This is a genomic window from Chryseobacterium sp. Marseille-Q8038 (assembly GCF_965111995.1).
Window position 1 is genome coordinate 660952 of record NZ_CBCOPN010000001.1, and the last position, 16326, is coordinate 677277.

The window sequence follows — 16326 nt, forward strand, 5'->3', positions numbered from 1 at the left end:
GGTACACGGTACACTAATTATTACAACTATTTCTTGATTAATTTTGTATTATAAGTCGTCTTATCATCCTTTATGGTGATTACATACATTCCTTTGATCAGTGAAGCAACATTGATTCTTTGTCCATCCAATTTCCCTTCCTGAACAAGTCTTCCGTCTGCACTGTAGATTTTGTAATCAGCTTTGCCTTTTATATTTTTTACCTCTACAAAGGTATCTGCAGGGTTAGGATAGAGCCCAATATCAGATGTTGGCTGTACAGATTCCTTCGTTCCAAGGGCAGCACTGATCTTTACAGAGAAATCCCACACCGAACCCCTTGAGAAAAGATCACCATTATCATCTAAAGAAGGGCTTGTGCATGCATCAACTGATGCATTGAAAAACCCACTTGCTACTCTCATTCTTAACGTCTTATCTCCGTTGTAGGCATTGGCCGGAACTGCAAACGCAAAACTTCCCTGGTGTCTTTTATTGGCATCCGGAGCTGCTCCGTTAATACCAATTCTTTCTGAAGCCTCAAATACTCCGTTTCTGTTGTAATCAATCCATACCTGTATCCAATCCTGATAATTTCCTCCCGCACGGTTGGCATAAACAATGTAGTTCAGATTATACTGAGCGCCCTGAGTAAGCTGAATCAATTTTGAAGGATCTTCCGAATAGTCTTTATAGGCATGCTGAACGGTAATTCCGTTTCCTGCTAAATCCACATTGGCTAAAGTTACCCTTAATATCCCGCTGAAATAGGGACTGTTTGTAGTGTTTCCTCCTGTAGTCATCAGACAGTAATCATATCCTGTGCGTAAACCTTTGGTTTTAAACTTATACGTAGGAGAGAATGCTCCGGCAACATTATTAATAACGGATGCAATGCTGACTTCATAAGACGTTTCATCCTCAAGGTTATTCAATAATACTGAATTAACCGGGCTGACAGCATTAGACCAGTTGGCTGCTCCCACTTTTCTATAATTGACAGAATAGGTGGCTCCCGGGACATGATTCCAGGAAACGGTTGCAGATGTTTTTAATAGGTCATTATCAAATGCTGCGATTCCTGTTGGAGCATTATTTACAGAAGCGGGTGCACTTCCTACAGTTATTGTAGGAGAAACAGCATAGAATATATTTCCAACGGCTGAAATTCTCAGTTTGATATTCCCTTGTAAGGAAGCAGGCATTTGTATTTCAAAACTTCCGTCATTAGGCGTTGATGCCGTAAGTTCTGTCCAGGCTGCTCCATTATTGACATCAGTAGTATATTCTATTTTTACGTTGGCAGCGTTGTAAGGAGCAAGGTTTGTATTGGCAACATCCCATGAAATAGTATTGGATGCGTTATTATACAGAACAGAGGAAGTACTCAGACCTTTGAATTTGAATGGGCCATCGTTTCCTACTGTCACGGTATTTTCTGCTGAAATAGTCAATGGTCTGTTCGGGTTATTGTCCCTTACAGATACAGCATAATGCAAAACTCTTGGAATATAGGATACAGATTCCCATCGATCTTTGTCGGTTAATTTACCACTCATTACGACAGGAAGACTTGGGAAATATCTTCTCCCTGATGCCACTGCTGGATAAGAACGTGTAAGTGATCCTTCAGGATTAAAACCCCAACCGCTGTCTCCTGAGATGGAACTGGTATTGCCCACGCTGTCATATTGCTCCCAGTTGTAGGTAAACTGATTACCATCTGCGTCTACAGCATTAGCATCCAGGTAGTATGCTGTCCCTTTAGGAATATTATAGGAAATAAGTGGAGTAATAGCGGGTGCATTATTGTTTACAATATTTTCGGCAACTCCACAATCTGGTTTACCTTCAAGGTTGGTTAAAATCTGGTTTATTGATGAATAATGGAAATAGGCATCACTATTCATCTGGACATTATTAGCTGTGATTCCTGCATAGGCCATAATCGTTGTACCTCCTCCAGGTTCTATATTGACTCCTGAACCTTCAGTAACAGTAGAAAATGTATGGTTTCCTCCAAGCTGATGCCCCATCTCATGGGCTACATAATCAATATCAAAGGTATCTCCCACAGGGTTGCCATTTTGTGTAAATGCAGAACCTTTTCCTAGCGGCTCTGCTGCTGTTGGATCAGTACATATGCAGCCTATACACCCTGCATTTCCATTTCCTCCTGCGGCATTAAAAACATGCCCGATATCATAATTGGCATTTCCGACTCCAGCGGTTAAGACCTGCTGTAACTGACCATTCAAATCATTTGTATATGGATCATTAGCGGCGTTAGCAAAAATGATATTAGGAAAGTTTTGTATCGTTAAATGAATAGCAAATTCTTTTTCAAAAACACCATTCACACGGGTCATGGTATTATTCATCTGTGCAAGAGCGCCTGCAACCCCTCCAAAAAGCTGTGTGTATTCACCTGTTGCAGACAGAGCCAGTCTATAGGTTCTATATCTTGATGCGGCAGGTCTTCCTGTAATATCAATACCGGGAAGTTTATTTCTTCCGGTGTGTTTTAAAGATTTAATATCCAGCCCTTTGCTTCCTTCCATATTACAGGTAAAGCCATGTTCGGAGTCTGTTCTTTGCGTCTTATAAAACACTCCATAAGTCTTTTTATCTGCTGTAATAGGTTCAATGAACTGAAATACACCATCTTTGATAATCATGGACTGTATTTCGTTAGGGGATGTACTGAATCTTATATACTTGGAAGGATCATCAATTCCTATCCCTACGTAAGATCCCAATCCATATTTTTCAGCCAGTGACTTTTCCATTACAGGATTGCTGTATACGGCAAACTTTTCTATAGTTCCTTCTGCGGTGGGCAGCTGGATTGTGACTGCTTTTGCATTTACACCCGTTTCCTCTGCGTTCTTCAATAACTGAATTAAAATATTAATATCAGTTTTGTAAGCATGCTGGATTTTAACCTCCCTTCTGATTTCAGATACTTTCTGTGAAGAGGATTCCCATCTTTGTGCATTGGAAAGACAGAAGCCTGAAATCAAAAATAATGATAATAGAGTTTTTCTCATTTTAAAAATTAGGTATTTAAATAGTGATATTGCGAAGAATGAATATAATATTCGGGTATTCAAAAGTAATTGCTAATTTTGTAATGCAAATAATGTTTTGTTGTTGTTTTGTTATATAGAGTATGTAATACGTATGTATTGTATGTAAATTAGTAGTAGTGTAGTATTAATATTACATTTATATTTTGTCGGAATTATGGTAAAAAAGCTAACTGTTTTCTTCTTATTGATTTCTTCCTTTTTCTATTCACAGCATACAGAAAAGGAGCTAAAGAATGTGCTGTTTGACATAGATTTTTCTGCTGCCGGACCTAGAGAAATAGAAAAGATTGACAGCCTTATTAAGGTTTGTAAAAAAGATTCCTATAATGATTGTGCCGCATTAGGATACCTCAAAATTGCCAATATCTACGATAAAATGAATGATACAAAGAAATCCTTTTATTATATCAATAAAGTAGAAAAAGAAAACCTCATCAATTCAGATACTGACTTTGAAGTCATTTTTTACCTCCATATGCAAAAGTCTTTTTTATATCAGAAGCTGGGGGAAAGGGTTGCATCCTTTAAACAATTGGAGGAAATCTATGATAAGGCAATGAAAACAGACAATGCATATTTTATTTATCTGATTAACCGGCAATATGCCAGTAAATATGATGAAATCAATAAAAAGGAATTGTCACTGAAGTATAATAAAACAGCATACAAATATTCAAAGATTTACAGAGAAAATAAAGGCAACCGCTACAGGATAGATAAAAACAGATTGAGTAACAGCTATAAAACTTCAGCTTATCTTGGAGGAATTTATACTGACCTCAATCAATTAGATTCTGCAAAAATATATATTGAAGAAGCCATTCACAATGAAAAAAGGTCAATGATATTGGGATAAAATATATTACTGCTTTCTATGCTGGAAGATATTTTAGGGCTGTTAAAAATGTTGAACAGGCTCAGTATTATTTATGGATATGTAAAAATATTGCTAAAAATTATTATAAAAGTGAAAATTATCAGATTGCTGTAGCAGGAGAACTTAAAGCTTTATACGAAAGCCTTGGGCAAAAAGACAGTATCGGTTATTATTCTAACTGGTTGTTGGATATAGAGTCTTTAAGCAGCGAGCAATACCAAACCCTGAATGATACTGTAGATCAACAGAATGAATTAGAAAATGCCGAGAGAAAGAAGGAAACAAAAAACCTTTTCTTCATCCTTTCATTGAGCATTGCCGCATGTCTTCTCTTTATATTTCTTTTTCTGTATTACTATAGAAAACACAAGAGTAAAAATCTGGATAAGATTGATATCCCTCATCAGATGCCGGTACAGGAGAGTATTTTTAAGGAAGTTATACAGCTCGCCAAAGAAAATAATCCTGAGTTTTTAACCCGTTTCAATGAGTATTGCCCACATTTTTCAGAGGAGCTGCTGAAAGTTTCTCCTTTAAAAATTTCGGAAATAAGATTCTGTGCCTATATCTACCTTAATTTTTCTACAAAAGAAATCGCCGAATATACATTTACTTCAGTACGAACGGTGCAGACCAAAAAGTATAATCTAAGGAAAAAGCTGAATATTCCCGGTGATATGGATATTTATGTATGGTTTTCTAAATTATTGAAATAAAGTCTGGAATCATTCCTCAAAATAAGAGAGGCTATTTCAAAGTGAAATAGCCTCTGCTTTTAAATTAATATCCGATGCGGTCATTAATTTCTTATGGTGGAAATATGAATGTATTGTTGCCCGTTGGTATCTTTAAGCTCAATGTTACCAATCATATCATTATAGACCAGACATGTGGTGTCATTCAACAGATACCCTTCAATAAACACAGGTCTGTCTTTAGGAAGATTATTCTGTTCATTCAGCATTTCCAGTGATAAGCTGTCAGGAAATCCTGCATTTTTTTTAAACCTGATTTCTATTAAACCATGGTCTGCCAGATAATCAAATTTCTTTAAATGGGAAGGCAGGCTGGCTTTGGTTTTAAAAACGGTTACCTTTTCAATACTGCTTTTGTAAAGATCAAACATAGTGTCCGTTCCAATGGCATTATTATAAACCGCAAATTTTACATTGGTATTTTTTTGCGCCAGAAGTACTCCTGAAAAGAATACAAGCAATAGATATAATAGCTTTTTCATAATTAAAATAAATTTTTTGAGGGTTTGATTAATTTCTGTTTTTTACCATAATCCATCCCGTATATTTTATCGGGGTCTGTTTTTTGTTATTTTCATTCCATCCCATATCAAACCAATAGTTTCCGGTAGATACTTTCTTACCGCCAATGCCGCCGTCCCATTGATATCCGTTTAATTTACTTCCTTCATGAATCTTGCTTCCATAACGGTCGTAAATACTGAATTTGAAATTAGGTTTTCCAGCGAGAGCAGAATAATCAAGCACATCATTTATTCCGTCGCCATTAGGAGTGATGATATTAATAAGGTTAGGTACTGTAATTTCTACCTCTACAGGAGTACAGTTATAAGAGTCTTTTACATAAAACGTGTGGGTTCCGCGCGGAACATTGGTAAACACATTTTCATTCTGCCAGTTGATATTATCCATGGAATACTGATACGGCGCTGTTCCTCCGATTACAGTGAGTGTAACCGAATTATTGCTGATGTTAACATCCGAAATAACAGGATGCTCAGAAGGATAAACCTTTACAGTCTGTCTGGTGGTACATTCTCTGTTTTTAAGATCTACCCAATACGTTCCCACTCCGACATTGTTGATGGATGGTGTTGTTGCTCCAGTACTCCATAGGTAAGAGGTAAATCCGGGGCCGGCATCCAGAGTGGTGGTATTTTCCATACAGATAATTTTATCTTTTAATACATCCGAGTAAGAAGGAGGAATAACCGTAAGGGTAACCTCTGCAATTCTGTAACATCCGTTGGCATTGCTTACTTTAATATAAACTACTCCGTCAGGAGCAATATAACTGGCTGGGGTCAGGATTTCATTGGTTCCGCTGTGCGCATCGGCGGGAGAAGGATAATATTGTTTGATTGTTCCCGGCTGTACATTCACTCCTGCTGAGGTTAAATTAAACAGGCCCAATACCGGATTGGAAGGCTCAAAACATGATCTTAAGGCAGCATCTTTAACAATTGGGCTTTCGGAAACCGTTAGCGTTAAAGTTATCTGTTCACAATCTGTAAAGTCAGGATTGTTTCCACAAAACTTATAAACAATAGTGTCTGTACCCATATACCCGAAATTCGGGACATAGGTAATCACTCCTGCCGGATCAATAGTAGCGGTACCGTTTGCCGGAGGTGTTAAAATAGTTACTGTACTCGGAACATAGCTTTGAGTAGAATTGGTAAACTGAGGGACGATAGCCTGATAGCCTTCGCAGACAGTCATTGCTTTGGTAGACTCTTCAAGACAGGTATACACCTTATAAACCGGAGTGATTGCCGGAGTACATGAACCTACAGCGATTCTTACCGTATAATTTCCGGAAACCAATGGAGTATAAGAGTTGCTATTGGCTCCTGTGATAGGGTTTCCATTCAAGAACCATTGGTAAGTATCATAGCTGTCATCCACTTCAAGTACAATACCAGGAATACATTCTCCTGTCTGTTTAGCGATCAGCGGGATGGATGAGAAACCTGCAAAATAACCTCCATATCCGGATGTGCTGTAGCCTCCATTAATCCCTGCGGTTACAGCTTTGTTAGAAATAACAGTTACATTTCCGGTAATTGATGGGATGGCATAAGTTACCCAGCTGTTATTTCCCGTTAAAGGAAAAGGACCTTCTGTTGCCAATGGAGGATTTCCATTGACGGTGACTGTAGCTCCTGCTTCTGTTAAGATATTCAGTTTTACAATAGTTCCGTTAGGAACAGTACTTGTTGTTCCTGTTCCGGTGGGCATTTCATTGATCTTCCCGATTTCATCAATTTTTCTGGGTAAAAAGCAGTTTAACGGCGGAATATAGTTGAATCCACATGTTGCACTGCTGTTATTCACAGAAACCAATTGGTATAAATAGACATTTTTTGAAGTGGTAATAAACATATTAAAATGCCCGGAAGTTCCCTGCTGAACATAATTGTTTCCTGAAATTCTGTAAAAATCACCACTGTTGATGGTGGCAATAGGAGTGTTGGAACCATTAATAAATATTTGGGTATGATCTTCCGTTCCAACGATGATACCTCCTTCCAGATCATCATTGGTAGATCTTGTTCTTACCATGGCAAAAGTACTTCCAAGTCTTTCTGTAGGAACAGACTGATCGAGAATGGCATCGGATCCTGATCCGGTATTATTTCCAAAATTTCCGTTGACATTTCCGTTGGTAAGGGTAATGGGTTTATCAGAAACAATTTTAGCTCCGATAAAAGCAGACTGGTTTTGGCCACCTGTTCCGGGACCCCCTGCAAAAATAAAAGACTGTCCTTTATTAAGGGTAATAGTCTGCGTGTTGGTTACAGGTGCAGCTCCAAAGAATGTTACAGTTCCGCTCCATGTGGCAGTTACTACCGTATTGTTTTCAGTGGCCAGTATCCCTGCTGTAAAATTATATCCGCTAAGTGATGAGGTAGTAGGAGTTCCTGCGACATAGAATTCCTTACCAATCCCTGCTTTTCCTTTACTTGTTATAATTTCAGCGTGTGTAGTATTGCTTACCATTCTTAATGAACAATAAAATGGTTTTGTTCCCTGCACATGCAGTCCTTTGTTGATAACACTATAAGCGTCTGACGTTACATTTGCAGCGATAACAGCAATGGGTACAACAAATATCTGAGAAGCCCCTTTACTGATGGTAACATTTCCGATCGGAGTATTGTTGTTGTTTATCGTCACAACAAAAGGAGTTGCAGAATCAGTAGAAAGATATAGTGCCTGTGTATAACTTGTGGAGGCATAATAAGGAGCAAACCAGTGATCGGTGTCTCTTTGAGCCGAAATATGAATGCCCAAAAGAATGAATAATAAACTGAATATAATATTTTTCATGAATTACAGAATTTTGATTCTAAAAAATTGAATTTTCATCTACAAAAGAGATTATGATTCCTTTATAAATTTCTTCTGAACGATAATGCCTCCATCCTCAATCTCTATCATATACATTCCGTGGATGAGATTGCTGACATCAATAGCATTGTTAAGAATAATTCCGGTTGATAGGAGTCTTCCAACAGCACTGTAAATTTTATACTGAGCCTTTGCACTTATATTTTTTACATACAATACAGAACTTACCGGATTGGGATAAATGTGGATCTCCGATTGGTTAAGCGAATTTGGTACTGGCTGCTTCGAAATTCTGACGGTATAATCTTCCACTTCACCATCTTTGAATTTGGTACAGTTCACAGGAATACCTTTTTTTTGTAAAGCGACTCTCATCACTACATATTTATGATCGGTCATACTGATGAAAGCTTCTGTCGGAACTGAGAAAACAGTACTGGCCGTTGGATTTCCGTTAGGGCCGTCCGCCAGAATTCTTTCGTTGATATCAAATTCTCCGTTTCTGTTGAAGTCGATCCAGACAGCAATACCTGCGTTAGTTCCTGAACTTAAAGTCTTATCAATCGTAATCTGGTTTCCTTTTGATCCTTGAATCAAATCAATAAATTGTAAAGGATTTCCTGTATAATCCGAATAGGGTGATGCGGGCGACTCATTGATCATTTCTTTATTACCATTAGGTTTTACAGTAACCTTTGAAATAAATTCTGTTGTGGAATTGACGGCTGACATCTGGCAATAGATTACGGTAGGAGTAGTGAAATAGTATAGTTTGGTAAAATTTCCCGGTACTCCGTTACAGATATTGGCCACCTGCATTTCGTATTTGGTAAGTTCCAGCAAACCTGTAATGGTGTAAGTATTGGTAATCACAGGAACATCAGTCCAGCTTGGAATCCCTACCTTTCTGTATTTCAGCAGGTAAGTGGCTCCCGGGAATGAATCCCATACCACTTCTGCCGTTGTTGGAGTAATCTGAGTGATCATAAGTCCCGGAGGAGGAATTTCACAAGTTCTTTCTGTAGTAAATACCTTCGGGTTAGACCACGGATTGGCCGTTGGTTCTCCATTACAGATATTGGCTACCTGCACTTCATACGTTTTGAATGAATCAAGGTTTGGAATCGTGTATGAATTTGCCGGTGGCTGAGGGATTGCTGGCATATTCCATGGAGTAGTGCCCACTTCTCTCCATCTTAAAATATAGGATGCACTCGGAACAATAGGATTCCAGGTAATCATTGCTGAGTTGGAGGTTACATTGCTTATGGTTACAAATGGTGGAGTAGGATCACATCTTGTTGTAAATGTTTTTATAGGAGTGTAAACTCCGATTCCGCCACTACCACAAACTGCTGCAATTCTTACCTCATAAGCCGTAGCCGGAGTTAAAGTATTGATTGTTATGGGCGGATTTCCTCCTAAAACAGAAAGGTTCAAAGTTGTCCAAGCAGAAGCAGGTGTTGTAACATGTCTGTATTCCAGGACAAAAGCATTATTGTTAGTGGCTGCAGTCCAGTTTATATTCACTGAATTATGGGTAATATTGGTAAATACAGGATTTCCAGGGGTTGCATTACTGCATGGTCTTAATCTTACACTATAATCTTCTACTTCACCATTGGCTGGATCTGTACACATTACCGGAGCGCTGGTTCGTTTCATTACCACTCTCATGGTAGTTGTTAAAGGTCCTGTATAAACTCCTGTTGCGGGAACATCAAAAGTGGCTGTTACTGGAGTTGTTGTGCTGGCTGCAGAAGTCAATATCTTTTCACTATCGGTGAAAATTCCATCTCTGTCCCAATCGATCCATGCATTTACAGCATCAGCATATTGAGTTCCTACCCAGCCTTTAGAAACCGACAGTTGATTTCCCTGAGAACCGATTTCAAGATTAATAAGTGTGGCTGCCGATGTATAACTGATATAATTCGTCTGAACAGAAGTATTATCCATTAGCGGGAAGTTGACAGGGGTCACTTTTACATTTGAAATATAATCGTTAGTTCCTGTTCCGGTCATGCTGCAATAGGTCAGTGGCGGAGTCGTAAAACTTATGCTGGGAGAGAATGCTCCCTGGTTTCCGTTGCATATCGTTGCAATTTGTACCTGATATCCGGTCTGCTCGGCAAGTCCTGTTATGGTATAAAAGCTTTGTCCTGCAGGAAGAGTCTGCCCTGTAGGACTCGGAAGCCATGTTCCTATACTTCCTTGTCTCCATCTGATAACATAAGTAGCATTAGCAGCAGGCATCCATGATACATAAGCGGTATTATGAGTAAGGTTGTTCACTGCAATATTAGCAGGAGCAGCAGTAGTACAAGGCTGAAGATCAATAAATTTCACATAATAATCTTCAACTTCTCCATTGCTGGTTAAAGGTCCGCAGGCGTTGGCTGGAGTAAGAGAATATACGATGACACGCATTTTTACCTTACTCGTTCCTAAATACGCATTTGCGGGAACATCAAAAGTAGCCGTAACAGGAGTCGTGTTTGAATAGCCCAGATTCATAATTCTTTCCCCACCAGGACTTGTTACCGGATTATTATCAAAAATACCGTCACCGTTAAAATCGATCCATGCATTGGTAGAATAAGTTCCTAATATAATTGATCTTCCTACAGACAACGTATTATTCACTGAATTTCTAAGCAGCGTAACTGTCTTTGCAGGATCTGTAGAGTAATCTGTATACGTTGTTGGCCCGGAATTATTACTGGTTAAAGGGACATTAGTACCGATCATAGTTACATTATTGATATAACCGTTTGTAACGGTTGCCGTGGCTGCATTACAATAAGTCAGAGCCGGAGTTGTAAAACTGGCAGGCGCAGAAAATACGCCCTGAGTTCCACAGATTGTTGCGATCTCTACCTCATATTGTGTTTGTTCAGTTAAGGAAGTAAGCGTTACACTATTGGTAAAAGGAGTTGTTATAGTAATGGTTTGCCATGTAAGGGAAGGAGGGATTCTGTATCTTACCACATACGTTGCATTGGCTGTTGCATTCCAGGTAACATTGGCTGAGGTAGCGGTAATATTACTCACAGCAATATTGGCCGGAGGCGTATTGGTGCAGCTTGGTAACGTTGTACCTGTTAATTGTACTCTTGGAAGTACAGCATACCGGCTTGTTGCCGTAGGAAGGTTCGCCGGATCCGGATTGGTTGTTGAATTATAATAAATCATTCCACGGTTATTTCCCGCAGAATAACTTCCCCAGTTTGCGGTACATGAGGTCCCTGTTGAATTTTCATCAACACCTATCACCACATTGCTGACACCATCCCATAAGAATGGAGTACTTAATGGAATTTCAACCCATGTACCGGCTGCCATTGTCGGTAAAGTACCGGAATACACCTGTGTTAAAGAAGTTGAAGGCACCCAGCTTGAAGTGGTTGCAAAATCTATTTGCGTGGTGTTTCCCATATAGACCACCCACTGATTATAATTAGCCTGGGCAGCAGCAGTAGTGGAAACAAAAAATCTGATGGCTGTTATATAATTATTCGTTCCTACAGCTGCTCCAATCTCTGAAGCCATATAAATCTGCTGGGAATAATTAAATCCGGAACAAGAATATACAGGTAGAAAAGCATGGGTAGCCGAACCTCCGCCAATCTGCCCTGGAGTAAAAGGAATACCTGCAATCCATGGTGATTTGTCAGTGGCGGAACAAACGGATCTTACCCACCAGTAGTAGGCAGCTCCGGAAGTAAGTGAACTGATATTAGCACTTGTTCCCGGATTGGGTGTACCCGCTGTTGCAGCTGCAGGAGGAGTATTATTTGTACTATAATAATATTCATAACCATTGGCTGGCGCCGGAGCTGGGGCAAGTGGAGCAGTCCAGTTCAGCGTTGCAGAAGCAGGTGCAATATTGGAGGCCGGTAAAGTCACGGGCTCAAAACAGGTGGGAGCCTGAATTACCTGAACCTCATCCAGTAATACATCATCATAAAAATTTCCATTTCCTGCAGCATCTTTATCTACGGTAAACTTTAGCTGTATGGTATTCCCGACATAATTTGCTGCCAAAGGAACACCAACTGTTCTCCATTCTGGGGAATTGGTGTCACCCGACCATACCTGCACCCATCCTGAACCGTTATTTACGGCAAGTTTTAACTGATTGTTGTCGGCAGCAGGTACGGTACCGTTAAGTCCGGTCAAATGATCTTTAAACCATTCAAATTTGATATAAGGATTCGTTAATCCCGCTAAGTTGATCTGTGGGCTCACCAGTTCTACAGTGTGTTCATCTGCATAAGGTGAAGAGGCATCAACCCATGCAAAAGTTCCGGCAGGTTTTCCTCCGTTTCCGGTAGCTCCGTAGCCTGCTGATCCGGAAAACTTCCATTTGACGTTAGCATTTGTGGATGCTGAAGAAGGGTTCTGGCTGATCCAGCATGCAGGAAGTGCACCGGTACTGAATGACTGTAAAAAAGGCACTGGAACCGGAGCGCAGGTTTGTCCCCGGGCATGGCCAAAAATCAATAAAAATAGGATAATCGGTAGAATTTTTCTCATATAGTTTCATTTTTAGTTAGAGTCTGTTATTCAATTTGCTTGCTTACTCCTGTGAAAGATATGCGGAGTTCTTCCATAGAATTTGTTTGATAAATTCATGGAAAAACTCTGTTTTCAATCACAGATAGAGTAAGCTGTTAAAATATATCACTGCGTTTCCTTATCACCTCTTTTAAAAAAAGTGATTAATGGATAAACAGAAAAAATAGTAGGTACTAAGTAAGTGGGAATGGGGGAAGTTGCAGATCAGTTACAATTTGATATTTGTTCACTGTACTGCGTATAACTTGTTGCAGTTTTTAACGTGTTGGGTTTCCTTTCATTTTTATATAGTTTTCTTAGATTAGTTTTTATAATGATGACCTGGGTAAAAATAATTTAATAAAACCTTAATATGACTATACTTTCGTATAGTTTTAAATCAAATACTGATGAATTAAGTTGAGGTGATTCCTCACAGAATGCTTTTGGAGAAGACAATGGGTAAGTTTTACTTTTATAATGGAATGATTTTTTTGACATAGAGTTTTCGCTTTTCGTCTTTTAATGTCGTTTCTACAGCCCTACAAGACAGAAAATATTCATTACAAATATTAAAAGTTTAATAAAAATAACAAAGTGTAGATTTTTTTGATATTAAAATAAATATTTGTAGTTTTAAATTTAATTATAATTAAGTTTTAATAGATTTTTTTATTTTAATTAATTATAAATATGTTTATAAAAAGTAGTCTAATAAAATAGTTTTGTATCTCTTGTTATCATGTCAAAAATATGAGTGATAAAATAAATTCAATGTATGCCAGGAATGCGTCGGGCATATCCATTTCTGAAAAAAGAACGCATCAGACAAATATTTTAATGTGCTTAAAGCAGTGTCGGAAACCAGCTTGGGTAGTGTTTATATTGCAGATCTTAAAACAAAGAAATTAGAATTTATTTCGGAAAACCCTCTTCTTTTTTCCGGTTTTGGGTCTGCTGAAGTTGAAAAAATGGGCTATAGCTTTTTTCGTAAATACACTAAGAAGGAAGATCTTGAAATATTAAAGAAAGTAAGTACGTATGGACTTAAGTTTTTTGAGTGTCTTTCACCCGAAGAGAAAAAAATACACACCATCACCTATGATTTTCATCTTAAATATACCAATAGTGTAGATGTGCTGGTGAATCACAGGATTACACCCATAGAGCTCTGTGATGACGGAGAAATCTCTAAAATAGTCTGTATAGTGTCCTATTCCCTGAACCGGACTGCCGGAAATATCAGGATCATATCCAATACTTCAGAAAGCTTTTGGAAGTATAATCTCTTTACAGGAAAATGGACGGAGGAATCTAAAGTAGCCTTAAAATTAAGGGAAATCGAAATCATACGATTGTACCTTCAGGGCTTGAAAATAGAAGAAATTGCAGAACAGCTGTTTGTGTCACCCAGTACAATAAAGTTTCACAGGAGCAAATTGTTTGAAAGAATTGGAGTGAAAAATATAATTGAAGCCATATCCTACGTAATAACGAATAATTTGATTTAAACTATACTTTTTACATGTTTCCAGATCGAAAAGCACTGAGAAACACCTTGCTTTTCTCCGTATACCTTAACTGTTTTTAATTTAAAACGGGTTGCTTCCTATACCTTGTTCTCCTGAAAATTCTCCCTCTACAAATACTATATAGAAGGAGAATGTCCGGAACAGCTTAGTTAAGCTGATAATTCGTAATTACTAAACTCAGGATGAAATGAACGTAGTTCTCTTCTACCTCTTTTCTGTTAATCAGTTTGTTTTTGTATTCATAAGAATTCAGGTCTCTGGATAATTTCTGATACGTTTCAAAATCGTCACCTTTCACCTTTACTCTTATATTACCATCTTTTCTGTTAATAAGTACATTATCCAAAGTCCTTACTTTAAATAAAACTTCGCATAATGTAGGACGAGCCTTCATAGAACCGATATATCTTTCAACTATATTAATCTTGAACGAATCAAATATGATGTTATTAAAAACGATTTTAGAATTAGGCTCCTGAGTGTTGAGTTCAAGTTTATAGTTCATTACTTTATAAATTTTGGCAAATATAAGTTTAATTATGCCAAAAAACAGACTGTTTTAATAGATCATTCCCATATTAATGATTGAATTTTATTCTGTAAACACAAAATCATATGAAAATGTGAATATTAGGGGCTTATAAATCAGTGCAAAACAAAGGAGGTGTAAACTTTTTCTTTCCTTTTATTTTTTTCATTATAGGCATTTACGTAATTTTATTCTCTGTATAACAAAAATTCATATTAATACCAATATAATGGAAAGATATAGTTATGGAATGGTTGGCCTTGGAGTAATGGGGCGGAATCTGCTTTATAATATCGCTGACAATGGTTTTTCAATCGCAGGATTCGACCTTGATCAGGAGAAAGTTAAAGAATTAGAAGGCGGAGCTGCTTCCGAAATGAAAGTAAAAGGTACAGGCTCTCTGGAAGATTTTGTATCTGCACTGGAAGTCCCAAGAAAAATTATTCTTATGGTGCCTGCAGGAAAACCTGTAGATGCTGTGCTGGAAAACATTACCCCGCTTTTAAACGAAGGTGATATCGTAATTGATGCAGGAAATTCTTATTTTGAAGACACCAACAGGCGCGTTGCTGACCTGGCATCCAAAAAACTGCATTTTATGGGAATGGGTGTGTCAGGTGGTGAAAAAGGAGCCAGAACAGGCCCAAGTATAATGCCTGGAGGAGATCTGGAAGCATTCAAACTTCTGAAACCAATGCTTGAAGCCATTGCTGCAAAAGTAGACAATGAAGCATGTACAGCTTATATGGGGAAAGGATCTGCCGGAAACTATGTGAAAATGGTACACAACGGTATTGAATATGCTATCATGCAGCTTATCAGTGAAGCTTATGACCTTCTGAAAAGAGGAGCAGGCTTAAATAATGACCAGCTATACCAAGTATTCAGAGAATGGAATAATGGTGAAATGAACTCATTCCTTATTGAAATTACCAGAGATATTTTTACCCAGAAAGATGATTTGACAGACAGCTACCTTGTTGATGTGATTTTAGATAAGGCCGGAGCGAAAGGAACCGGAAAGTGGACCTCTGAGCAAGCTATGGAAATCGGGGTTTCTATTCCTACAATTGATATTGCGGTAACGTCAAGAATTCTGTCTGCTTATAAAAACGAGAGAATTCAGGCTTCAAAAATATATACTGAAAAGGAAATCACAACACCGGAAAACACAGAATTGTTTATTCAGGAAGTAGGCGATGCTCTTTTTCTTTCCACATTAATCAGTTATGCCCAGGGATTATCATTACTGGTAAAAGCTTCTGAAGAATATGGTTTTGAAATCCCATTGAAAGATGTTGTGAAAATCTGGCGAGGAGGATGTATCATCCGTTCCGTTCTGCTGGAAAAATTCTATTCAGCATATACCCAAAATCCTAATCTTTCCAATATCCTGCTTGATCATGATATTTCTGAACTGGTAAAATCAAAAATCAAAGCGTTAAGAAAAACTGCCGGATATGCTGTTACAAACGGAATCTCAAGCTTAGGAATTCAGACGGCGTTGGGATATTTTGATGCTTATACTACAGAATCTCTTCCTGTGAATCTGATCCAGGCTCAGCGTGATTATTTCGGGGCTCATACGTATCAGCGTATCGACAGGGAAGGAGTTTTCCATACCTCTTGGCAAAGTGCAAACAATTAA

The 16326-nt window shown here is 38.2% G+C and carries 9 protein-coding genes; 4 read left to right on the plus strand and 5 right to left on the minus strand.

The window, feature by feature from the left end; translation table 11 throughout:
• Positions 1-26: 26 nt before the first annotated feature.
• Positions 27-3029 carry a reprolysin-like metallopeptidase gene (locus tag ACWPWS_RS03070; RefSeq protein WP_454045452.1) on the minus strand — a complete coding sequence of 1001 codons (3003 nt, stop codon included), beginning with the start codon at positions 3027-3029 and terminating at the stop codon, positions 27-29.
• A gap of 196 nt (positions 3030-3225) precedes the next feature.
• On the opposite strand from ACWPWS_RS03070, the gene ACWPWS_RS03075 reads away from it, so the two are divergent.
• Positions 3226-3927: a hypothetical protein gene (locus tag ACWPWS_RS03075; protein WP_454045453.1), complete on the plus strand. Its 702-nt coding sequence runs from the start codon at positions 3226-3228 to the stop codon at positions 3925-3927.
• A 206-nt stretch (positions 3928-4133) separates the two neighbouring features.
• Positions 4134-4664, plus strand: coding sequence for a helix-turn-helix transcriptional regulator (locus ACWPWS_RS03080; RefSeq protein ID WP_454045454.1), 531 nt, complete (start codon positions 4134-4136; stop codon positions 4662-4664).
• Positions 4665-4747: 83 nt separating this feature from the next.
• Here the strand turns inward: ACWPWS_RS03080 and ACWPWS_RS03085 are convergent, their stop codons facing one another.
• From ACWPWS_RS03085 to ACWPWS_RS03095, 3 genes are read right to left on the minus strand one after another with little or no spacing between them, the layout of a single operon-like run.
• Positions 4748-5185, minus strand: a complete 438-nt coding sequence (locus ACWPWS_RS03085; RefSeq protein ID WP_454045455.1) for a hypothetical protein — start codon at positions 5183-5185, stop codon at positions 4748-4750.
• 28 nt (positions 5186-5213) lie between these two features.
• On the minus strand, positions 5214-8036 hold the full coding sequence (locus tag ACWPWS_RS03090) for a T9SS type B sorting domain-containing protein (RefSeq protein ID WP_454045456.1): 2823 nt from the start codon (positions 8034-8036) through the stop codon (positions 5214-5216).
• Positions 8037-8087: 51 nt separating this feature from the next.
• Positions 8088-12596, minus strand: coding sequence for a GEVED domain-containing protein (locus ACWPWS_RS03095; RefSeq protein WP_454045457.1), 4509 nt, complete (start codon positions 12594-12596; stop codon positions 8088-8090).
• Positions 12597-13459: 863 nt separating this feature from the next.
• On the opposite strand from ACWPWS_RS03095, the gene ACWPWS_RS03100 reads away from it, so the two are divergent.
• Positions 13460-14128: a response regulator transcription factor gene (locus ACWPWS_RS03100; RefSeq protein ID WP_454045458.1), complete on the plus strand. Its 669-nt coding sequence runs from the start codon at positions 13460-13462 to the stop codon at positions 14126-14128.
• A gap of 166 nt (positions 14129-14294) precedes the next feature.
• On the opposite strand, the gene ACWPWS_RS03105 is transcribed toward ACWPWS_RS03100, so the two are convergent.
• Positions 14295-14654: a prevent-host-death protein gene (locus tag ACWPWS_RS03105; RefSeq protein ID WP_105681978.1), complete on the minus strand. Its 360-nt coding sequence runs from the start codon at positions 14652-14654 to the stop codon at positions 14295-14297.
• Between the two features lie 253 nt (positions 14655-14907).
• Here ACWPWS_RS03105 and gndA point away from each other — a divergent pair, with 253 nt between their 5' ends.
• Positions 14908-16326, plus strand: a complete 1419-nt coding sequence (gene gndA, locus ACWPWS_RS03110; RefSeq protein WP_454045459.1) for an NADP-dependent phosphogluconate dehydrogenase — start codon at positions 14908-14910, stop codon at positions 16324-16326.

What these genes read in the sequence shown, in the direction of transcription:
- ACWPWS_RS03105 (WP_105681978.1), bottom strand. Translation starts at nt 14,654, where the DNA reads ATGAACTATAAACTTGAACTCAACACTCAGGAGCCTAATTCTAAAATC.
- gndA (WP_454045459.1), top strand. Translation starts at nt 14,908, where the DNA reads ATGGAAAGATATAGTTATGGAATGGTTGGCCTTGGAGTAATGGGGCGG.
- ACWPWS_RS03075 (WP_454045453.1), top strand. Translation starts at nt 3,226, where the DNA reads ATGGTAAAAAAGCTAACTGTTTTCTTCTTATTGATTTCTTCCTTTTTC.
- ACWPWS_RS03070 (WP_454045452.1), bottom strand. Translation starts at nt 3,029, where the DNA reads ATGAGAAAAACTCTATTATCATTATTTTTGATTTCAGGCTTCTGTCTT.
- ACWPWS_RS03090 (WP_454045456.1), bottom strand. Translation starts at nt 8,036, where the DNA reads ATGAAAAATATTATATTCAGTTTATTATTCATTCTTTTGGGCATTCAT.
- ACWPWS_RS03095 (WP_454045457.1), bottom strand. Translation starts at nt 12,596, where the DNA reads ATGAGAAAAATTCTACCGATTATCCTATTTTTATTGATTTTTGGCCAT.
- ACWPWS_RS03085 (WP_454045455.1), bottom strand. Translation starts at nt 5,185, where the DNA reads ATGAAAAAGCTATTATATCTATTGCTTGTATTCTTTTCAGGAGTACTT.